Origin of the sequence: Staphylococcus equorum (assembly GCF_029531845.1) — a bacterium.
Classification (GTDB): domain Bacteria; phylum Bacillota; class Bacilli; order Staphylococcales; family Staphylococcaceae; genus Staphylococcus; species Staphylococcus equorum_C.
Map to the genome: position 1 here is coordinate 254,361 of NZ_JAMBPV010000003.1, position 21,021 is coordinate 275,381.

Genomic DNA, 21,021 nt, shown 5'->3' on the forward strand with positions numbered 1-21,021 from the left:
AGTTATACCTCTCTTTTTAGTTCAGAAATATATTGCACTAAAGCTTCTTTTCCTTGTTGTTGATAAATTTTTGTAATTTCACTGCCAATGCCTACTGCAAAACTACCTGCGTCTAACCATTCTTTTTGATTGTCTTTGCCCACGCCACCAGTTGGAACAATCTCAATTTGTGGTAATGGACCTTTGAAATCTTTAATAGATTTAGGTGAGAACTGTGTTGCTGGAAATAGCTTCAATACTTTACAACCATAGCGTAACGATTCAACCATTTCTTTAACCGTCATGCACCCTGGAATATAAGGAACGTCATACAAGTTAGCTATTTTAGCTGTTTCCTTATCGAAAGATGGACTTACAATAAATTTAGCACCGTTTAAAATCGCTGTACGTGCTGATACACTATCAAGCACAGTACCTGCCCCAATAAGTGCATCTTCTCTTTTAGATAATTCAGCAATGATTTCTATCGCATTTGGCGTCGTTAACGTTACTTCGATAATATTAAGCCCTTGTTCTATAATTAGATTCGAAATATCTAAAAATGTCTCCGGGTTGTCTGTACGCATTACTGCAATATGTTGACCTTCTTGAATATACTTCATTGTATCTCTTGAATTCATCTTTACATCTCCTTATAAATTTCATCTTTTGTGTTTGGCTCCTGAAAATAACAACGTTGTTATTGAGATTCAAAAAAATATTCTAACGCTTATCTCTATGGTATAATTAATTCTAACTTAAATCAATCTATTTCAAGGAGAACTTTTATGGCTGTAACTTTAAAAGATGTTGCCGAAGCCTGTGGTGTCAGTTATTCCACGGTCAGTAAAGCATTGAAAAATTCCCAACTCGTTAAACCAAAAACAAAACAAATAATCCAACAAAAAGCGCTTGAAATGAATTACATACCCAATCACTCAGCTAGAGCACTCGTTTCTAAAAGAAGTGGCACGATTGGATTAATCTGGCCATCCGTAGATCGTGTTGCCGTAACACATCTTATTTCAGAAATTAATAGAGTCATTAAATCGCTCGGTTATGTCATGTTCGTTTCGATTGACGATGTTGCGGCCGCTTCAAAGAAATTTGTTGAATTTGGCTGTGATGGCATTGTTATCTTTGATGAAGGCGACAATTCAAACTTACCACCTGAAATTTATAATAACGTTCCGGTTGTTGCTTACGGCGTAGACAGAGACATTCCTTATCCTATTATCAATGTTAATCACGCAGAAGCGATGATTATGGCCATCAACGCCTTATTAGAACAAGGTATCCAGATGATTGATTACATAGGCGATATTAATACCAATGACGCCCGTCAAATCGCTAAAAAAGATGCGATTATTAATTACTGTAAAGAACAAAATATTGCTTATCGTATTATCGACTCTCGAGGATTGAATGCTATAGAAGCCGAAGCATCAGTGAAACAATATTTGAAAACCAAATCACTTTCTCCTGGTGTGATTTGCGGAAGTTACGATATTGCTGTAGGAACCATCAATGCCATTGGACCTCAAAACCAACCAATGATTTACTCTTACGATAATATTCCACAAATTAAAAAATTAGATTATCCTGTCAACGCTATCGGTGTGCCTACATCTGAAATTGCTCAAAAAATCGTGACTACATTAGATAAAGTCATTAAAAATGAACCAACCGATGCAGCATATCATTTACATCCAACATTACAGAATAATATTTAATACATGCAATTTTCATCAAATTAACAAAGCGACCCTAACTACATTGGACAGTGTAGTTAGGGTCGCACTTGTTTGAGAGATATTTATCTAGAGGGTTATTACTTTTTAAAATTACTTCAACTGAAGCATAAGCTTTCTTAACTATATGAAGACATCTAGCAAGTGATTTTTATAATCTAGGAATGTCATTATAAAGTTGCGTTGTGCTTAGCTTGTTGTCTGTTATACAACATAGCATACACCTATCAACTTTCTAATATAATGACATTCTACTTGCTGAAATGCCGTTAATATAACGCGCGCTTTATATATTGCTTGCAGGTCATGTGTTACAACGCATCTTGTCTGTACAGAAAAAAGTTATCCAATATTTAATTTAGGGGGAGCGGGATTGTTTTCAGTTTTTAAATGGGAGAACTGATGAATTATATTGGTTTAAACTTTTTTCTAAAACACGTTACTGTGCAAACATTGGGTAACATACGATGCATCTGTATCTATATTACAAATGCATCACGTATCTAATCCTACTTTCATCTCTGATTAGTACGTTATGCTTACCATTTTTATAAAATTTGAGGACTCCCTTAGTTATCTTCTGCCGTTATGAGTCCTGAGTTGAATTATCGTTTATTATAAAAGCTATCATATATTGATTGTACGTGGATATTCATACATATTGAAAACTCAACTTATAACCATCTTGCAATGATCAGTTAATCAGTACTCATAACCCTCTACAGCTTCTATTATATTACTCCTTTATCTATGATTAAAATACATAGTTGGAATATATGACATTCCCTAGTGGAATACTTTAACTTTAATGATTCTTTTTATTTCAAATCCTTCAAAAAATTAATCCATTCATGCGTAACGTGATTCATATAACTTTCTTTCTTCCATATAACGCCTAAATTCCACGCTACGTCAGCACCACTTATTTCAATACCGACCACACCGTCATTTAAAATGTTGACGATGCTTTCAGGTAATATACTCACACCAATACCATCACGAATCATATTTTCTATAAAAGTAATTTGAGACATTTTAGCTACTGTTTTAGGATGAAAGCCTACTTTCCTACAGCTTTCTATAATTTGATCTTTCAAGTAATAGTCATCATGAAACATGATAAAGCTTTCATCTTTCAAATCACCTAAATAGATGGAGGATTGTTGCGCTAACTCAGAATTTTTATCCACGATAAGTAATAACTTTTCTTTATATAAAGGCACCGCATGATAGATATCATCATCGACTGGTAAAGTTGTAATACCGACGTCAATTTCGTCGTTGTTCAGATAAAATTCAACCGCTTTTCCGCCACCTTCAATGACTTCATAGGTCACATTCGGATACTTGGAATGAAACTGATTTAAACTTTCCGTAAATAATCTCACATTCATAATTGCTGATATACCAATGCGGATATGACCTCTTTCTAAATTCGTGACGTCACCCATTTCTAAAGATAAATCATCCAACACTGCTAATGCTTCAACACATTTATCATAAAAAATTTGTCCTATATCCGTTAGAATAATATGTTTTTTTCTTCTATCAAACAAAGTAATATCAAATTCGTTTTCAATGCTTTTAATATTTTTACTAATTGTAGACTGTGCGATATATAAATGTTCTGAAGCTTGTGTCATTCCACCGTTTCTCACAACTTCCACAAAATATTTCATTTGTTTTATTTCCATTTTCTGCTCCTCTGAATAGCCCTATAATTGTTTGATTAACTTAGCGTAATTGTGCAATTGCTTCTTCAGCAGCATCTGCGATGACTTTATCATCTGGCTGGCCATCTTTATCATCTTGTTTTGTATAAATTGCAAGAATGATTGGTTTTTTATGCTTATCTGGATAGATAAACGCCAAATCATTACGCGTAGCATATGTTAAGCCCTGACCGCTTTTATCTCCAACGATATAGTTGTCTGGTACACCTGCTTTAATTAAAGTATCGCCCGTTTCATTTTCAATCATCACTTGTTTCAATAAATCTAAGTTTCCGTCACTTATTTGGTCACTAGTCAAAATTGAATTTAATGTGTTTGCTGCAGCTCTAGGTGTTGTAGTATCAGCTGTACTATTTGGATTATAGAGATTTAACTCCGGTTCTAATCGTTGCGGATTAGAAATATTGTCACCTAATTGCTTCAACTCATGTTTAAAGGCCTTTACGCCACCAATTTCTTCCATTATTTTATTATTAGCCGTATTATCACTTTGTAACATAGATGCTTTGATTAAATCTTTAAGCGTCATCTCTTTGCCTATGTAATTTTCAGTTACAGGTGAATATTCTACGATATCTGCTTCATTGATTGTTATTTTTTTATTCAAATCTTTTTCTGAATAATTATTTAATAAAACACCACTCGCGATGGCTTTAAAAGTAGAAGCAAATGCAAACCGTTCATTCGCATTGTGTTGAACTTTTTTACCATTCTCAGTATTAATTCCATATACCCCAACTGTTGTGTTATTATCTTTTTCTATTTTATCAAACTCATTCGCTGATGCTGTGCCATTGTTTAAGGATAAACATACTATTCCTAAGATGACACTAAATATAATTCTTTTCATAATTTCCCCTCCACTTTATTTAAATATTCACTATGCTTATGTTAACTATAATTATAATATTGCAAAAGTACAATTATTTATAAATCTTTTAATTTCTATTTTTTGCATTAAAAACCCCTCATTGTCATAATCACTAACAATGAGGAGCAATCTTGGCTTGCTTTATAATTACTATAACTGATTATTCTATACGTCTATTGGCTTATAGTCATTTCCATTAAATTATCTTTTGTGTCAAAGAACGCTGTGTAGCTACCTTCATTTGTTTTATATTTTACAAACGTACCATCTCCGTTACCCAGTTTCCCTTCTTCAGATATTTCATTAGAACTGTGCGCATCTTTAAATGTAGCTTTTGAAACTGAATCTGGTTTAGTGAAGAAAGTTGTTTGAACAACTTCATCATCTTTATTGAATGATGCTGTTGTATCATAAACTGTTTCGTTATACTCAACTTCGGAGTCTGCTTTTGGATCTACTTTATAGCCATCGATTGATACATTATCGTATTTTAATGCTCTTACAAAGTTATAATCCTGTGTAAATGATGCATCATATGTTGTATAACCTTCGTAGTTATACCATGGTGTTTCAGCTTTTAAACTTGCACTACTTTCAGTGTTGGCACCACTAGCACCACCTTCACCATATCCCCATTTCTGTACTTGCTCTGACTGCGCTTGAACTTCTTGATTATTACTCGTGATATACGCTGCGGAAGAACCTACGACAAGTGTTGATACTATGACTGTGGAAGATAGTAACTTTACTACTTTATTCATAATAAATCACTCCTATTTTGTAGTTTCCCTTTTGGCTTAGAATTTAAAAATTATGCTACTAAACTGATGACTATAACCATAAATATATTTCATATTCACATGTAATTTTCATATCAAGCTATTAGCCAATATTCATTTGCATCAATTTGTTATCTTTGTCAAAGTACGCTGTATATGAACCATCATTCGTCGCATATTTCACAAATGTGCCGTCACCCTGTTCACCACCATTAGTGACACCTTCATCAATTATTTTATTAGACGTATGTGCTTTTTTAAAAGTTGCTTTAGATACTGAGTCTGGTTTAGTTAAGAAAGAAATTCCTATAACTTCATTATCACTATTAAATTCTACGGTTGTATCATAAACTTGCTTAGTGTGATCAAAATTATCGTCTAGACTTGTATCTACTTTATAGCCATCGATTGATACATTATCATATTTTAACGCACGAACGAAGTTATAATCTTGTGTAAATGATGCATCATATGTTGTATAACCTTCGTAATTATACCATGGTGTTTCAGCTTTTAACCCTGCACTACTTTCAGTGTTGGCACCGCTAGCGCCACCTTCACCGTGCCCCCATTTCTGTACTTGCTCTGACTGCGCTTGGACTTCTTGATTATTACTCGTGATATACGCTGCGGAAGAACCTACGACAAGTGTTGATACTATGACTGTGGAAGATAGTAACTTTACTACTTTATTCATAATAAATCACCCCTAATTTGTAGTTTCCTTTTTGACAAGTGTAATTATTCACCTTTATCATACTCCAATTTATGCTAATTGCAAGAATTATCTCTTTTATTCATTAAAATTATTATCGAAATTAAATTATATTTTTTATAAGCTTTAAGCGCTATAACATTGGTATTTGGAGCATTGTTACATTTTTTGTTTATTAGAAAGTCATATTCTAAAAAGTTAAAATTTTATCAGTATATGGATTAACCATGTATAGTGAATATATGATTATAAACTTTGAAAGGATGATATTTTATGGTACATATTTTACAAGTGGATTTTCCTTTAGATGGCCCGTTTGGAGATGAAATGGCACAACAATTCGAGGATTTAGCAAAATCAATTAATGAGGAACCAGGATTTTTATGGAAAATTTGGACTGAAAACGAATCAGCCAAAGAAGCAGGTGGCATTTACGCTTTCGACAGTAAAGCACATGCTGAAGGTTACTTGGATATGCATAGTAAACGTTTGAACGCTATGGGTGTGACTGAAATCAACGCAAAAATCTTCACTATAAATGAAGGTTTAACACAGATTACACACGGTCGTGTTGAGTAGTTTTTTGATAGTAGCGCATTAAAAACACCCCAGCAATATCATCACATGAAAAAGTGTGTGCATTGTTGGGGTGTTTTTGTATTGTTTTTAAAATTTCCTGGGTAATAGCTTTAATACATCTTGGCCATTTCTGCTGTAAACGTTTGATAAGTTATTTCATTCTTAGATAATCGTGCTATTAACATATACATTTGTTCGTTCTTTGTATATTCTTTTTTATATAATAAATTATCCGCTTCTTTTTCTTCAGCTAATGGGTTTCTAATGTTGTCACCTTGTGAAAATGCTGCATAATATCTCATACCTAATAATCGCTGAGACTGGGCATCGATATGAATCGCATCTGGGTTGGCTGTTAAGCCTTCTGCTGTTACATAGAAACAATTATCTTTTGCTTCTGCTACAGTTTTAATCACTTCACTAATTTGGGTGTACTCTATTGCACTTTGACCAAATGCTTCTTGTCCTAAGAAATCTCCTAGCAAGCCCATTACAAACGGTAATTGAGGCACATTAAGTGCTTGTCTAAAATGATCCACGACTTGATTTAACTTAGTTTCGTAGTCAAGATGTTTGCCGTCTAAACTATCACTTTCCCCTTGATGCCATAATATTCCGATGAGATCACTGTTTTCCATTGCAAATTCAGCTTCAGAAATCGCATGTCGTGTTAACACTTGATCCTCTGCCCAATCATCAATCGATGTACCACCATCTGCACACGGAATTAAGCCAATTGTTTCATCTGGATGATCATCTAACCACAATTTAGCAAACGATGCTGCGGGGCCTATACCTGCAACAGAACGATCACTATGTATCGGTTCGTCCATCATTTGCCATCTCCCATTTTTCAACACTTGAATGCGCTCATCTATAATAGGTTTCACACTATCAACAAAGCCACGACCTGCCATATTAGACTGTCCTATTAGTAAAATTGATTTCATATAAATTTCCTTTCCATTTTTGGAATGTATTTATTATTAATAATAAATATCATACCTTATGTGTGTATTAGGTTGAAGTAAAAAGGGATAATAGTGTGACTAGCAAAAAAATGACTACCAATTTAATGATAGTCATTTTTAACTTATTCACTTTGTTGTTTTAATAATTTTTGATAAAAGTAATTGGCTACTACGATATCAACAATGGCTACGCCTACGGATTTAAAAATCGTAATCTCGTCTTCTGATACTCTGCCCTCTAATTTTGCAGAAGCAATGTTCCCGAGTTCTCCGTATAAACTATCTGCTTTAAATACACCTTCTGCTACAGGATTAATTAAATCTCCTGTTTCTTCCATTGCCGCTTCTACTGCTTCTACAACAACTTTGTCTGCACTGGCAATCGCTTGAGATGGCACTTCCTGCATATCAGGTTTAAATGAACCGACAGCATTTAAATGAACACCTGGCGCTAAGCGTTTATGAAATACTGGTTCTGAAGCATTGGTAGCAGTTATGATGACATCTGCGCCTTCTATGGCATCGTCTACATTATCAAATACTGTTAAATCTAGGTCTGGATATGCACTTTTCACTTGTTTAGCAAAGGTCACAGCTTTTTCATATGTGCGATTGTACAACTGTATGCGGTCAATCGCTCTTACAGCAAGCGCTGCTTTAATAAGACCTTCCGCTTGATCGCCTGTGCCTATTACACATAATGTTTTAGCATCTTCACGTGCAAGGTATTTCGTTGCCACACCTGATATTGCACCTGTACGTATCTTCGTTAAATATGACCCTTCAAGTACCGCTAACGTTTCACCCGTTTCATAATCAGATAAAATGACAGAACCTACAATGGTCTTCTTGTCCACTTTAGTATTATTTGGTGCCATGGTTACTGTTTTAAGCCCGACAATTTTCAATTCATCTGACAACGCCGGCATCACGAGATAACGGTTATCTTCATTAAAAGGTAACGAATAGCGCAAAGGTGTATCAGTCTTACCTTCTGAATACGCACGTAAAGATTCCGATACCGCTTCAACAATTTCTTCCATATCTAATAATTGTGCTTGTTCTTCTGCATTTATAAAAAGCATAAAACACCCCTATTCCGTATCATTTATTTCAAGAATGTCGGTTTTCTTCTCAAATTTATTCTCAAATAGTATTAAGAGTCCAAATAAAATGACTATTATTAATAATATAAGCCAAGCCAAACTATTTTTTATAAATATAAAGTCAAAAAAGATCGCTGCCATCAACCCATAAGCAATCATATTTTTAATGAATAAAATCCAATAGTCAGCTTTAACACTAATAAATGTGTTTATATTTGAATCTTGTGTTTGTATATCATATAAAGTGGTTTTCAATCCTCGAATTACGACGAAAATAAGCATTAAAAGCATAATTGCAGTGAGGAGCTTATTATATAAACTATTTTCTAGTATTTCTGACATTGTGATACAAGCGATAGCAAAAATAACAGCCACCCAACTTGTATCATTTGCGTCTGGACCTTTCATCAGTATTTCACCCTCAAGTCATCAATATATTAAGTTATCTATAACGTAACATATTTTTATTGAAAATTATCACTGATTTATAATTAAATATTATTTTTATTTTTTAAAATTATTGAACAGTATAGCCGCCATCTATTAAGATGGCTTGTCCGGTGACACTTTTAGCGCTATCACTACACAAGAATAATGCATAACCTGCGATATCTTTAATATCTAATAAGCGTTTTTGTGGAATCAGTGGATATAATACGTCTTCTAACACCTGATCTACCTCGACGCCTCTATCTTTAGCTAAATCTTCCATTTGATTTCGTACAAGTGGCGTATCTATGTAACCTGGACAAATCGCGTTGACTGTAACGCCCTCCGTAGCCGTTTCCAAAGCCGAGACTTTTGTTAAACCGATAATGCCATGTTTAGCACTGTTATACGCTGCTTTGCCTGCAAAACCAATCACGCCATTAATTGAAGCCATATTTAAAATACGCCCACATTGTTGTTCTTTCATAATCGGTAATGCATATTTTATACCAATAAAACTGCCAGTTAACATGATATCAATCATTTGTCTGAACTTGTCAGTTGGGAACGATTCGATACTTTCAACATGTTGTAAGCCTGCGTTATTAAATAAAATGTCTAAACGACCATACTTTGCTACAGTGACATCAATCATATTCTTAACAGCAGCTTCATCAGTGACATCTACTTGAACTGGCATGCAATCGTAACCTTGGTCTTTCAAATCATGTGTTTCTTGAGCCAATTTTTCATTATTTAAATCAGCTAACACAACTTTAGCACCATTTTCTAAAAATACTTTAGCGATTCCTAAACCAATGCCACTTGCCGCGCCTGTAATAATTACTACTTTATCTTTGACCATTCTAACCACCTACTTCAAATGATTTTCAAATTGCGCTTCTGTATTCGCTTCAACGTCTTCCAAAGTGACGCCATCTTGTAATTCAACAAGCTTCATCACTCCGTTTTCAAATTGAAATACTGCTAAATCTGTAATTAATGTGTTAACGACACCCGCACCAGTAAGTGGTAATTCACATTGTGCTTTAATTTTAGATGCCCCATGTTTATTCATGTGATCCATGATAACGACTACCTTTTGTGCGCCGACTACTAAATCCATCGCGCCACCCATACCTTTAACTAATTTACCTGGAATCATGTAATTGGCTAAATCTCCTGTTTGTGAGACTTCCATACCTCCAAGGATTGCTAAGTCGATATGTCCACCACGAATCATAGCGAAGGATTCCGCATTATCAAAATAAGAGGCACCTTTCGCAGCAGTTACCGTTTCTTTACCAGCATTGATTAAGTCTGGATTCACTTCTGCGTCTGTTGGATAGGGTCCGATACCTAGCAAACCATTTTCAGATTGGAAAAAAACATTCTCTACGTGATTATTGATTTCATTTGCCACAAGCGTAGGCATACCGATGCCCAAATTAATCACCATATCGCTTTTAATCTCTTGGGCAGCACGTTGAATAATCTTCTTACGTTGTAATTGTTTATCCATGATTAGCCTCCTTCACTGTACGTTTTTCAATGCGTTTTTCAAAATGCTCTCCTAAATAAATATAGTCTACGTATACGCCTGACATGTGTACTTCATCCGGATCGATTTCTCCAACTTCAACTAATTCTTCAACTTCAACGACAGTCGTTGTGGCAGCCATTGCACATAAGGGATTGAAATTACGCGCAGTTTTTTCAAATACTAAATTGCCGAAGGTGTCTGCTTTTTGTGCTTTTACAATACCGAAATCACCTTTAATCGCACGTTCCATGACATAAGTTTCACCATCAAATTCACGCGTCTCTTTACCTTCAGCGATTAACGTGCCTACACCCGTTTTTGTATAAAAAGCAGGTATCCCAGCGCCACCTGAACGTAATTTCTCAGCTAATGTACCTTGTGGTGTTAATTCTACATCTAATTCACCATTAATTAATTGTTGTTCAAATATTTTATTTTCACCCACGTAGGAACTAATCATTTTAGCAATTTGTTTTTTCTCTAATAAACGGCCTAAGCCAAAATTATCTACACCACAGTTATTACTTACTACTGTTAAAGCTTTCGTGCCTTTCGTGCGGATTGCTTCGATACCGTGTTCTGGTATGCCACATAAACCGAAGCCACCAGCAAGCACAGTCATGCCATCCTCTAGTCCATCGAATGCTGTATGTATATCATTAATTACTTTCGACATAAATAAACCTCATTTCTATCTATTGTTTTAACACCTAGTACTAAAAACGATTATACTTGAAAGTTCTAGGGAAGTCTTTTATTTATGTTTGCGGTTACATTTATATTTGTAGTTCAATTAACAATAAAAAATAGGCAGCCTGATAATGGCTACCTATCTATCCTTACTATAATTGCTATATTTTATTTATTTAATAACATCTTATTCAATAACATTAACTGCTCTGGTATACTATTTCTAGAAACATCTGGATGACTTTTAATATGCTCATCGACTCTATTGATTTTATTAATATTATTCCCTTGAATCTTAGAAATCATAGAAAAATTAAATGGAACATTTTCAGAACCAATTATATATTTTTCTTTTGTACTCTGTTTTGATAAATTATTATTAATATCTTCGCTAATATCTTCTTTTCTTAATCCTTTTAAGAAGTGGTCGTCTTTAACGTTATACTCGCCTAAACTTATAATCGGATCTATTGCTAAACATTTCAAATCTAATTTAGAACCAAAATATAACGAGCCTGTACCGCCTTTTGATGCTCCATATAATACTATATCGTCTTCTTCAATACGTAATTCATCTTTTACACGGTGAATTGCATTTGAAATATCCATTTCTAAATTATGATTATTAGTACTATTTATATAATGTGAGCCATGTGAACAATTTAAATCCATAATTCTCATAGTATGAACATTCTTCACTAAGCTTCTTTCTATACCGTTAAAAAATTTTGGAAACATTCTGTCCGTCATTAAGTAGTTATCATATACATCTGCAGCTGGCATACATGTGAAAATAACAAGTAATTTTTTATTATCTTCGCTCCTATTATCTTTTTTATCTTTTGGTTCATCTAGTGTGTAAAAACTATTACCTTGTTGAATTAAATCATTTCTTCTCCACAATTCCTTTACATAGTTTCTCTTGTATAATTTAGAAATACCTTCGGTGTGAAAATACAAAATATAATCATTTGCCAATAAATCTTTATATAGATTATAAGCAACTTCATTTTTCCTAGCTAATTCAATTATATTTTTCTCGGAATTTAAAATAACTTCAACAACTTTAGTATTTAAAATTTCATATTCATCATCTAAATACATTCTTTGGATCGTTTTATGGCCTTCTTTTAAAATTGCATCTTTTCCTTTATGATTTTCCACAGTTTTAATTAGTTTATTTAAAAATGCATTATAAAACTTGTCTTCATAGTGTAAGTAATATGGCCCCCACAAATGGTCTTTATTTAGAAAGTATTGTTTTTTAGTCATATCTAACTCAGAGACATCATAGTTATTAATAATATAATCATCTAAGCTATTCCACACTTCATTCATCTTACTAAATTCTTGCAATGCTATTCCTTTTTCTTCTCTCATTTTTGTTAATGAAGTACCATCTGCGAACAAGTCAGAGAATCTAGCCTTCACTAATATGACTTCACAGTTGGGCACTTCTGTTTTCATGAAATTAAAGAATTTAGCCACTGCTTCTTTCCAGATATTAATGTATGCCTTATAGTTTTCAATTATATTGATACTCTCTAGATTTTTAAATTGAGGTAAATCTTTAAAGTTTGGGTTAGCGGTTATATATTGATTATCTTCTATTTTAATTAGCCCAAATTTAACATCTGGGTCTAAATCAATTAATAAATAATCTGGAGCTTTCTCTTTTAGTATTGATAAGAATTCTTTACTATATTCCTTATATAATAAACTTTGCACATATGGTGATTTATCTAAAAACGTTTTATTGACATTTAATTCTAACTCATTAGACATTAAACTCGGAAGTGTTGTTTGGTTTTGATGTGCTATAACATCAAAGTAGCCTTTATAATTAGGATTGAATTTTGTATTAAAATTATCTCTTGTAATACATGAACCAATAGTTGCTATTTTTACAGTCATTTTTTCACTTACTTTCGTTATATAGTATGTAATAAATCAGCCTGATATAAATATCAGACCAATCCTTGATAAATAACATCGAAACATTCTATTGTTTAAACGAGGTTATTTAAATAGTTAAAATTACTTTTCACTTTGATTATCTGTAATACCAGTAGAATCACTAAATACTTCAGCCAATATATTTTGTCCGCTACCTATTTTATCGTTCGTCATTAAGCGATTAATTAAAGTGGAATAATCGATGTGGCTAATACTTTTAATTTGAAGCCCTAGTTTATATTCATCTAACGATGCAATTGGGAAATTTCCTAACTCAAAAATATCAAAATAAAAACCAATATCTTTTTGGTACCCTTCCGCATCTTCTTGTAAAAGTAATATCGGTTTATTTAAATGTGCAAAATCAAAAATTGTTGATGAATAGTCTGTTATCATAGATTCACACAATATATAAAGCTCTTGTATATCTACAAATTCATTATAAAAACAGTGGATTCTAGCATCTAAATCATTATATTTACTTCTCAACATGCCTTCATTAGGATGTAGTTTAATGATAATTTCATATTCTTCAGGCAAATAACTCAGTAATTTTTTTAAATCAATACTCGTCAGATGCTCTCTTTCATCTTTTCTCCAAGTAGGACAAAACAAGACATATTTTTTATCGTCATTAACTGTAAATAAGTATTTTCTTTGTAATCTCTTTCTTTCTTCATAATTATTATTTTCAATTAAATATTCATTTCTAGGTGCACCATGCTGTAAAATGTTTAAATTTGGATTTTCTTTCAACGGAAATGCAGATTTGAGAAGCATTGTATTAGTATTCGAAGAAGTAATTAAATAGTCCCATTTCATCATACGAGGTTTAAATTGCATCACTTGGGTTGTCTTTTCAGTTTCGTCACTTAAATCGTTGACCATTTTTTTCAACGGAAAACCATGCCATGTTTGAATAAACACTTGATTATTATGCTTATAAACTTTATCCCATGAATTACCGTTCATAAAGATATACTTACAATTTCTAAATTTTTCAATATAATTTTGAGTACCGAATCGTATGGGAATGAACCCACAATTTCTAATTTCAATATCTACTAATGAGTTAGAAGAACTCACAAAAATTTCTTTTTCGTTATAATGTTTCTGTATACTTAAGGCAATATATTTAGGGTCTCCACTAAAATTATTACCATGAAATGACTCAATAAACACTTTGTTCTCTTGTGGTGTAATGTTATCCAGTATTTTTTTATTTAGATTTTCTTTTCTTTTTTTATAATAATTTTTAAATCCTCGGAAGAAAAATTCATTTTTAAAGATTCTACTTAAAAAAGGCTTTTCTTTTAACTTTTTATATAAAATTTTGCCACTATTTAGTTTTTCTATTTTATTTTTAGGTTTGAAAGTATATTTGCCCTTATAGTTTTTTATTGCTAATGAATGACCTTTTATAACTTGGTTAAAATTAGCTATATATTTTTCGCTATATTCACTATCAATAAATTCTTTATTTAAATTATCAAAATCAATATCTCTTTCTTGTTGCGTATATTTACTGTCAATCAATGATATTAATATTTCACTATCTTCTATAATGTTTTTTTCTAAAAATCGAACAGCATAGTATTTTGAATAAACATCTTGTAATACATTATCATTACCAGGGTAAACTAATGCTCTATTCCCATGAGCAATTGTTTCTAAAATAGAATAACCTAGTGTTTCATAAGGAGATGAAGATATATAAATATAGTTAAACGGTTCTTTCTCATTTATATGAACGTTGCTTTGTAAATTATAATACTTCACAAGGTTTTTATATAATACCTCTGATGGACCATAACCTATAATATATAGTTGTATATCATTTTTGTTTGTATTCTTAACGATATAATTCATCAGTTTAATCACATATGATATATCCTTAATACTATCTTCAAATCTAGCTTTAATTAATAAATTTCTTTTAGTATTAATCGGTTTTTCTTTAATATCAATATGTTCTGCATTAACATATTGATAGAATACTGACTCATAATTATATTTATTAATAAATTTATTTTTTATGCCTTCAGTACTAACTCTAATACTATCAATAACATCTAAAGATAAATCTAATGTTTCATCAATATACTCTAACGGACCGTGTATTTCCCCAATAATTTTAATGTCCTGGTTTTTGTTCTTGACGTCTTTTGCACAAACAAATAATTCTTCTCTCGTTATAATCAACAAATCTCCGTATGCTATATCATCTATTTTATCAAATTTCAATATATTTAAATTCGTATTATCAATGTTTTCATGAATAATTAATCGTGTTATTTCATCATCTTTAAAATCTAATTTATTGAAATAATTTATGTGATGTCCATTTTCTAAAAATGATTTTATCAAATTTATGTTACTTCTTGATGTTCCTCCTTTGGCAAAAATATTGTGTCCCAAAATATTAATATTCATTACCTCACCTTTCATTCACTCAATATTCCCCATTTGCTCAACTGTAATTTAAGTCGTCATTTTCCCTTAGCGTTCATATAAAAACTACGTCCATTATAATGTACTAAAATATTTAAAGCTATAATCCTTAAATAAAATTCAGATTAAGTTATCATTACATACAAAAATATTATTTATTATGAATACTCAAAAAAACGCGTAATCAATGAACTTCATAACTATATTTTTTTCAATATTAAAAAAAGAGAACGTAATAAATTACGTTCTCTTCCCTCTAACCGTTATTCTGTTTTTTATGCTATCTCAATCTGGAAACGGCGTATTACTGTACCATCATCTAATGTAGATGGTTCGATTTCTTCGCCACCGTTATGTTTAATTACTGCTACGGAAACTTCATTATCTTGATCACAAGTAATCAAAGCTTCTTGAACACCAATTCTTGATAAGTAGTCTAATGATTTCTTCAACAACTTATTGCCAAAACCTTTACCACGGTATTTTTTGCGAATGCCGTAGCCAACATGGCCGCCGACTTTTTTCAGTCTATCGTTTAAGTTATGACGAATATTGGCAGCACCGATGATTTCATCATCATCTATTAAAAACAATGTCGTATTATCTACAGATTCATCGTGTGACTTGTTATCTGCTAATTCGTGAACTATTTCTTCAAAATTACTATATTTCGTAATGTTCGTAATCTCGGGCACTACCTTCTCATCATGATCAATCCATTCTCTCATATAATCACAATATAATGCTTCGTCACCCATTGTTAATTCTCTAAATTCAACCATGTTGACACTCCTTCCTTCTAAGTAATTACTCATCTATGATTTCGTTGTGTGTATTTAAATAGTACACATAATGATCTGTCCATTTACCATTCTCAAATATGAAACCTTTGCGCACACATTCGAATTGAAAGCCCACTTTCTCAATCAAACCGATTGAAGGCACATTATCTACGTTGATATGTGCTTCAAGTCTGTGAAAATGCAGTGTATCTCGTGCTTGTTTAACTAATTCTGTCACTGCTTCATAAGCAAAGCCTTGATTCCAGTACTGATTATGAATAAAATAACCAATTTCAGCCCACTGAAAATTGTCTCGGCTTAAGTTTTTAATATCAAGCATCCCCAAATGATTCATATCTTTATCAAAAATCCCAAAGATATATAAATCATCTGTTTCAATGGCTTCTTGCTGCCTTACTATAAGTGCCGCAAACCAGGGTTCAGTCGAATGTGACATATCTACTTGGCCCTTATCATATTTAAATTGAGATGGCTTACGGTTTACAAAACCACGCAACCATGTTTCATAATCATTTTCTTCCAACGGTCTAATGATAAGGCGTTGTGTAGTAAAATGCAACCCTAAATTTTTTGTCATCTAAAATCCCCTTCATACCGCCATCTGTTATCTAAACTATAACATTTTTCACCATGAAAGCGTATCTTTCACTACGCTTTATAACTTAGCGCTAATTAATTAAAATTTCCAACACTTTATAAAAGTACATTTATGCTTTTAAGTCATTACTTAAATATTAGCAGTAATTTTAAATTAACATTTAAAATTACTTTTCTGTTAATAGAAAGACCATTAGTTTATAGTGTAAAAATACCATTTTAAGGGTATATGGATAAGTGAAAGTATTGGATGAATTATATTGTGCTTAGACATTTAGAATTACCTCTAGTAAAAAACACATCTCTTAACTATAAAATGACATGAGTTTGGTATCTTAAGGAGGTTTTTACTATGACTCATAATAGATCTAAAAAGTTATTTCTGTTTTTTGGTGTACTGTCATGGTTATCAGTAATGATTTTATTCATTCTGCCAATCTTAGCACCTTATCAAAATTATATTGAATCTAAAAATGGTTTGGCACTCGGTTGGATTATTGTACTACTTGTCTTCATCACATTATTTTATGTCGCTACCTTAGTACTTGATATATATAGTCCTATCGCAACACAAGTATTACAATTTGTGCTGTTAACTGTAGTCATTATTTGTGCAGTACCATCAATTACTGCGTTTATTCTGGCATCATTCGTAGTAGATATTAGTATTGTTGAAATATTTATTCCAATTGTACTTGTCATACTAGCAAGTATGCTTCATATCTTATGGTTCACAATCCCATTTATCCAAAATAAACAAACACGCAAACGTTTAAAGTCTAAAACAGGACTTTAAATAACGATGAAAACCCTGGTTACTTTAGTTATACTCAATTTATTCCCTTTCAATTCATAAAAAAAACGAGAGCAGAACAGAAATCAAAATTTGATTTCTGTTCTGCTCTCATAATACTGGTTAGGTATCAGACATCTACTACCACTATAACGGTTGAGTCTGAGCCACATATTAATGCCTCAAACTCTAGTTTAAATAATTACTATTTAATTATTCCTAGCTCTTTACCTACTTTCTCAAACGCAGCTAATGCTTGGTCTAGCATTTCTTTCGTGTGTGCAGCTGTTGGCATGTTTCGAACACGTCCTGTGCCTTTCGGGACCGTTGGGAAGACAATTGACTTCACATAGATGCCTTCGTCTTTTAAACGGCTACTAAATGCTTGCGTTTCTTTCTCATCGCCAATAATTACTGGTGTGATTGGTGTTTCTGAGTTACCAATATCAAATCCAAGTTCTTTTAACCCAGCTTTTAAATAATTACCATTATCCCAAAGTTTATCATGTAATTCTGTAGAAGCCATTAATTTTTTCACTGATTCAGTGATAGCTTTAGTATCTCCAGGCGCTAATGATGTTGAGAATAGAAATGGTCTTGATTGTACTTTCAACCAATCAATTAATGATTTCGTACCAGCTACATAACCGCCTACAACACCAATCGCTTTTGATAACGTACCCATTTGGAAATCAATTTTATCTTGTAAGCCAAAATGTTTTACTGTGCCTGCACCTTTACCCATCACGCCTGAACCATGTGCGTCATCTACATAAGTAATTAAGCCAAATTCTTCAGCAATTTCAACAATTTCTGGCAATTTCGCAACATCGCCATCCATACTGAATACACCATCAGTAATGTACATAACTTTATTATATTGACCAGACTCTACTGTTTCTTTTGCTTTCGCACGTAGGTCTTCCATATCTGAGTGGTTTACACGAATAATTTTCGCTTTAGATAAACGACAACCATCTATAATAGATGCGTGATTTAATTCATCTGAAAGAATGGCATCATTTTTATTCATAACAGCAGAAATAGCTGCCATATTACAGTTGAACCCTGATTGATATGCAATTGCTGCTTCAGTTCCTTTAAATTTAGCCAATGTTTCTTCTAATTCATCGTGTAAATCTAATGTACCATTAATCGAACGTACTGCGCCTGCACCAACACCATGTGTATCAATTGCATCTTTCGCAGCTTGTTTTAAATCTTCATCTGTTGCTAGTCCTAAATAATTATTCGAAGATAAGTTAACATAATTTTTCCCGTTGATCTTAATTTCAGCGCCGTTTGCACCTTCAATTGTATCGATTTCATTGTATAACCCGTTATCCTTTAAATACTGAATATTTTCATCTAAAAAGCCATGTAGTGATTGTACCACTGCAAGTCCCCCTTTGGATTGTCTTTGTGTTTAAGTTAATCATAACCTATTTTTAAATTACATGGAAGTAGAATAACAATAAAAGGAAAGCGTTTTCCGCAATTAGATTTATACGTTAATAATTGGTGGTACAGTTAAGTTATTTTAAATGGTATACTGGATAAAAATGACTAAGGAAGAAGGGTTGAAGTTGTTTGATTGGTTTCAACTAGCGCAAGAAAAAGAAAGTAAAATGATACAAGTACGTCGGTACTTACATCAATACCCCGAATTATCGTTCGAAGAGTACCATACCCATGATTATATTCAAAATCAATTGAGTCAATTGTCATGTGAAATACGTACACCAGTTGGTCGCAATGGTATCGTGGCGACTTTTAAAGGTCGTGGCGACGGACCCACGGTAGCATTACGTGCAGACTTTGATGCACTACCTATAGAGGAACTTACAGAAGTCGATTACAAATCTAAAAATCCAGGTGCAATGCACGCATGTGGTCATGATGGTCACACAGCGACTTTATTAGGCGTAGCAGAAATTATAGAAAATCATCTGCAATTTTTAAATGGCAACGTGGTGCTCATCTTCCAATATGGTGAAGAAGTGATGCCAGGTGGTTCTCAAGAAATGATAGATGATGGTTGTTTACAAGACGTAGATAAAATATACGCTAACCATCTATGGAGCGGCTACCCGACAGGTACAATTTACTCACGTGCTGGTGCAATGATGGCTTCTCCTGATGAGTTCAATATTACAATTCAAGGTAAAGGCGGGCATGGTGCCAAACCACATGAAACTATTGATCCTGTAGTAATTATGGCTGAATTTATTATGAGTGCACAAAAAATCGTTTCAAGAACCATTGATCCTGTCAAACAGGCAGTGATAAGTTTTGGTATGGTCCAAGCAGGATCTGCAGATAATATCATTCCTGACACTGCATTTTGTAAAGGCACTGTACGTACATTCGATACAGAAGTTCAAACTCATGTTATGACTAAGATGGATAAACTTTTACAAGGACTTGCTGTGGCAAATGACATTACATACACGATGGATTACATTAAGGGCTACTTACCTGTCCATAACCATCCAAATAGTTATGAAGTTGTTAAAAAAGCAGCAAACGATATTAACTTAAGATTTAACGAATCAGAATTAATGATGATTGGTGAAGACTTCTCTCATTACTTAAAAGTCCGCCCAGGCGCTTTATTCTTAACAGGATGCGGTAATCCAGAAAAAGATACAACACATCCACATCACAGCCCAAACTTCAATATTGATGAAAAGGCAATGAAATACACTGTTAGCCAATTCCTCAAAATTCTAGAACTCGAAAATGTGATTGTTAGCGCCACTTAGGAATGAAATGAGCAAGTGGCGCTTATGCATGAGCTTTAGCTCAGGCGTTCCTAGACTACTAACTTTATTACGTTAGTGGTTTTTATGCATGCGCCTTGGCGCAGGCGAACTTTTATCACTTCGTAACTCTGTTACTTTAGTAGTGCTTCAGCATATGTGATCCACTACAACACACAGGCATTTTATTTTTATATAAACTTTTGAAGATACATTAATTTCTCTAACTACCTATATATACAAACAAGCACAATGCCGTTTTGGCATTGTGCTTGTTTGTTTTCATTTTTATTTTTATTAATTCAATTATACTATTTGCTTAAAACGGCAGTTATTTGGGCCGGCTCCTACAGAAAAAGCACTAGTCGTAGACTACAGGCTGAGGTTGTGCCTCAGGAAAGCGAGCACAAAAACTACCAAAGATCATTGCATTAATGCGCCCTAATCCATTTCGGGTTTCTGTGGTTTACAATAGCTTTGCTATTGCATTAAGAAGCACTAATCACTTGTTGT

At 33.0% G+C, this 21,021-nt stretch carries 20 protein-coding genes; 4 read left to right on the plus strand and 16 right to left on the minus strand.

Annotation, left to right across the window (positions count from 1 at the left end; translation table 11 throughout):
* Positions 1-2: 2 nt before the first annotated feature.
* Complete coding sequence (eda, locus tag M4L39_RS05925; RefSeq protein WP_119627546.1) at positions 3-620, minus strand: bifunctional 4-hydroxy-2-oxoglutarate aldolase/2-dehydro-3-deoxy-phosphogluconate aldolase; 618 nt, start codon at positions 618-620, stop codon at positions 3-5.
* A gap of 147 nt (positions 621-767) precedes the next feature.
* Here eda and M4L39_RS05930 point away from each other — a divergent pair, with 147 nt between their 5' ends.
* Positions 768-1,712, plus strand: a complete 945-nt coding sequence (locus M4L39_RS05930) for a LacI family DNA-binding transcriptional regulator (RefSeq protein WP_277581204.1) — start codon at positions 768-770, stop codon at positions 1,710-1,712.
* Positions 1,713-2,548: 836 nt separating this feature from the next.
* Here the strand turns inward: M4L39_RS05930 and cidR are convergent.
* The 4 genes from cidR to isaB (M4L39_RS05950) form a co-directional block, all read right to left on the minus strand.
* A complete protein-coding gene (gene cidR, locus M4L39_RS05935) occupies positions 2,549-3,424 on the minus strand; it encodes a cidABC operon transcriptional activator CidR (RefSeq protein WP_277581205.1) in 876 nt (291 codons plus the stop codon).
* A 40-nt stretch (positions 3,425-3,464) separates the two neighbouring features.
* Positions 3,465-4,313 (minus strand): class A beta-lactamase, encoded by an 849-nt coding sequence (gene bla / locus M4L39_RS05940; RefSeq protein ID WP_277581206.1) that lies wholly within the window; start codon positions 4,311-4,313, stop codon positions 3,465-3,467.
* A 194-nt stretch (positions 4,314-4,507) separates the two neighbouring features.
* Entirely contained in the window at positions 4,508-5,095 is a 588-nt protein-coding gene (gene isaB / locus M4L39_RS05945) for an immunodominant staphylococcal antigen IsaB family protein (RefSeq protein ID WP_277581207.1), read from the minus strand.
* Positions 5,096-5,216: 121 nt separating this feature from the next.
* A complete protein-coding gene (gene isaB, locus M4L39_RS05950) occupies positions 5,217-5,810 on the minus strand; it encodes an immunodominant staphylococcal antigen IsaB family protein (RefSeq protein WP_277581208.1) in 594 nt (197 codons plus the stop codon).
* Between the two features lie 291 nt (positions 5,811-6,101).
* On the opposite strand from isaB (M4L39_RS05950), the gene M4L39_RS05955 reads away from it, so the two are divergent.
* On the plus strand, positions 6,102-6,407 hold the full coding sequence (locus tag M4L39_RS05955; protein WP_277581209.1) for a monooxygenase: 306 nt from the start codon (positions 6,102-6,104) through the stop codon (positions 6,405-6,407).
* Between the two features lie 110 nt (positions 6,408-6,517).
* Here the strand turns inward: M4L39_RS05955 and M4L39_RS05960 are convergent, their stop codons facing one another.
* The 10 genes from M4L39_RS05960 to M4L39_RS06005 form a co-directional block, all read right to left on the minus strand.
* Complete coding sequence (locus M4L39_RS05960; protein ID WP_277581210.1) at positions 6,518-7,357, minus strand: sialate O-acetylesterase; 840 nt, start codon at positions 7,355-7,357, stop codon at positions 6,518-6,520.
* Positions 7,358-7,500: 143 nt separating this feature from the next.
* Entirely contained in the window at positions 7,501-8,463 is a 963-nt protein-coding gene (locus tag M4L39_RS05965; protein ID WP_277581211.1) for an ornithine cyclodeaminase family protein, read from the minus strand.
* A gap of 9 nt (positions 8,464-8,472) precedes the next feature.
* Positions 8,473-8,892, minus strand: coding sequence for a hypothetical protein (locus M4L39_RS05970; protein WP_277581212.1), 420 nt, complete (start codon positions 8,890-8,892; stop codon positions 8,473-8,475).
* A gap of 109 nt (positions 8,893-9,001) precedes the next feature.
* Positions 9,002-9,778 (minus strand): 3-hydroxybutyrate dehydrogenase, encoded by a 777-nt coding sequence (locus tag M4L39_RS05975; protein WP_277581213.1) that lies wholly within the window; start codon positions 9,776-9,778, stop codon positions 9,002-9,004.
* Between the two features lie 9 nt (positions 9,779-9,787).
* Complete coding sequence (locus M4L39_RS05980) at positions 9,788-10,435, minus strand: 3-oxoacid CoA-transferase subunit B (protein ID WP_277581214.1); 648 nt, start codon at positions 10,433-10,435, stop codon at positions 9,788-9,790.
* Complete coding sequence (locus M4L39_RS05985) at positions 10,428-11,132, minus strand: CoA transferase subunit A (RefSeq protein WP_277581215.1); 705 nt, start codon at positions 11,130-11,132, stop codon at positions 10,428-10,430. The genes M4L39_RS05980 and M4L39_RS05985 overlap by 8 nt, the downstream gene beginning before the upstream one ends.
* A gap of 182 nt (positions 11,133-11,314) precedes the next feature.
* Positions 11,315-13,060, minus strand: coding sequence for an accessory Sec system protein Asp2 (locus M4L39_RS05990; protein WP_277581216.1), 1,746 nt, complete (start codon positions 13,058-13,060; stop codon positions 11,315-11,317).
* A 123-nt stretch (positions 13,061-13,183) separates the two neighbouring features.
* Positions 13,184-15,535 carry a CDP-glycerol glycerophosphotransferase family protein gene (locus M4L39_RS05995; RefSeq protein WP_277581217.1) on the minus strand — a complete coding sequence of 784 codons (2,352 nt, stop codon included), beginning with the start codon at positions 15,533-15,535 and terminating at the stop codon, positions 13,184-13,186.
* Between the two features lie 293 nt (positions 15,536-15,828).
* The gene (locus M4L39_RS06000) at positions 15,829-16,335 is read right to left on the minus strand and encodes a GNAT family N-acetyltransferase (RefSeq protein WP_277581218.1); all 507 of its coding nucleotides are present in this window, start codon (positions 16,333-16,335) and stop codon (positions 15,829-15,831) included.
* A 25-nt stretch (positions 16,336-16,360) separates the two neighbouring features.
* The gene (locus tag M4L39_RS06005) at positions 16,361-16,933 is read right to left on the minus strand and encodes a GNAT family N-acetyltransferase (RefSeq protein ID WP_277581219.1); all 573 of its coding nucleotides are present in this window, start codon (positions 16,931-16,933) and stop codon (positions 16,361-16,363) included.
* 372 nt (positions 16,934-17,305) lie between these two features.
* Here M4L39_RS06005 and M4L39_RS06010 point away from each other — a divergent pair, with 372 nt between their 5' ends.
* Positions 17,306-17,749, plus strand: a complete 444-nt coding sequence (locus M4L39_RS06010) for a hypothetical protein (RefSeq protein ID WP_277581220.1) — start codon at positions 17,306-17,308, stop codon at positions 17,747-17,749.
* A 202-nt stretch (positions 17,750-17,951) separates the two neighbouring features.
* On the opposite strand, the gene M4L39_RS06015 is transcribed toward M4L39_RS06010, so the two are convergent.
* Positions 17,952-19,142, minus strand: a complete 1,191-nt coding sequence (locus M4L39_RS06015; protein ID WP_277581221.1) for a glycine C-acetyltransferase — start codon at positions 19,140-19,142, stop codon at positions 17,952-17,954.
* A gap of 190 nt (positions 19,143-19,332) precedes the next feature.
* Here M4L39_RS06015 and M4L39_RS06020 point away from each other — a divergent pair, with 190 nt between their 5' ends.
* Positions 19,333-20,511: a M20 family metallopeptidase gene (locus M4L39_RS06020; protein WP_277581253.1), complete on the plus strand. Its 1,179-nt coding sequence runs from the start codon at positions 19,333-19,335 to the stop codon at positions 20,509-20,511.
* Positions 20,512-21,021 lie beyond the last annotated feature (510 nt).

Excerpts from the sequence above, each read along its gene's own strand:
- M4L39_RS05930 (WP_277581204.1), top strand. The coding sequence starts at position 768 with ATGGCTGTAACTTTAAAAGATGTTGCCGAAGCCTGTGGTGTCAGTTAT.
- cidR (WP_277581205.1), bottom strand. The coding sequence starts at position 3,424 with ATGGAAATAAAACAAATGAAATATTTTGTGGAAGTTGTGAGAAACGGT.
- bla (WP_277581206.1), bottom strand. The coding sequence starts at position 4,313 with ATGAAAAGAATTATATTTAGTGTCATCTTAGGAATAGTATGTTTATCC.
- M4L39_RS05960 (WP_277581210.1), bottom strand. The coding sequence starts at position 7,357 with ATGAAATCAATTTTACTAATAGGACAGTCTAATATGGCAGGTCGTGGC.
- eda (WP_119627546.1), bottom strand. The coding sequence starts at position 620 with ATGAATTCAAGAGATACAATGAAGTATATTCAAGAAGGTCAACATATT.
- M4L39_RS05965 (WP_277581211.1), bottom strand. The coding sequence starts at position 8,463 with ATGCTTTTTATAAATGCAGAAGAACAAGCACAATTATTAGATATGGAA.
- M4L39_RS06000 (WP_277581218.1), bottom strand. The coding sequence starts at position 16,335 with ATGGTTGAATTTAGAGAATTAACAATGGGTGACGAAGCATTATATTGT.
- M4L39_RS05990 (WP_277581216.1), bottom strand. The coding sequence starts at position 13,060 with ATGACTGTAAAAATAGCAACTATTGGTTCATGTATTACAAGAGATAAT.
- isaB (WP_277581208.1), bottom strand. The coding sequence starts at position 5,810 with ATGAATAAAGTAGTAAAGTTACTATCTTCCACAGTCATAGTATCAACA.
- M4L39_RS06010 (WP_277581220.1), top strand. The coding sequence starts at position 17,306 with ATGACTCATAATAGATCTAAAAAGTTATTTCTGTTTTTTGGTGTACTG.
- M4L39_RS05970 (WP_277581212.1), bottom strand. The coding sequence starts at position 8,892 with ATGAAAGGTCCAGACGCAAATGATACAAGTTGGGTGGCTGTTATTTTT.
- M4L39_RS06005 (WP_277581219.1), bottom strand. The coding sequence starts at position 16,933 with ATGACAAAAAATTTAGGGTTGCATTTTACTACACAACGCCTTATCATT.
- M4L39_RS05995 (WP_277581217.1), bottom strand. The coding sequence starts at position 15,535 with ATGAATATTAATATTTTGGGACACAATATTTTTGCCAAAGGAGGAACA.
- M4L39_RS05975 (WP_277581213.1), bottom strand. The coding sequence starts at position 9,778 with ATGGTCAAAGATAAAGTAGTAATTATTACAGGCGCGGCAAGTGGCATT.
- M4L39_RS05980 (WP_277581214.1), bottom strand. The coding sequence starts at position 10,435 with ATGGATAAACAATTACAACGTAAGAAGATTATTCAACGTGCTGCCCAA.
- isaB (WP_277581207.1), bottom strand. The coding sequence starts at position 5,095 with ATGAATAAAGTAGTAAAGTTACTATCTTCCACAGTCATAGTATCAACA.
- M4L39_RS05985 (WP_277581215.1), bottom strand. The coding sequence starts at position 11,132 with ATGTCGAAAGTAATTAATGATATACATACAGCATTCGATGGACTAGAG.
- M4L39_RS05955 (WP_277581209.1), top strand. The coding sequence starts at position 6,102 with ATGGTACATATTTTACAAGTGGATTTTCCTTTAGATGGCCCGTTTGGA.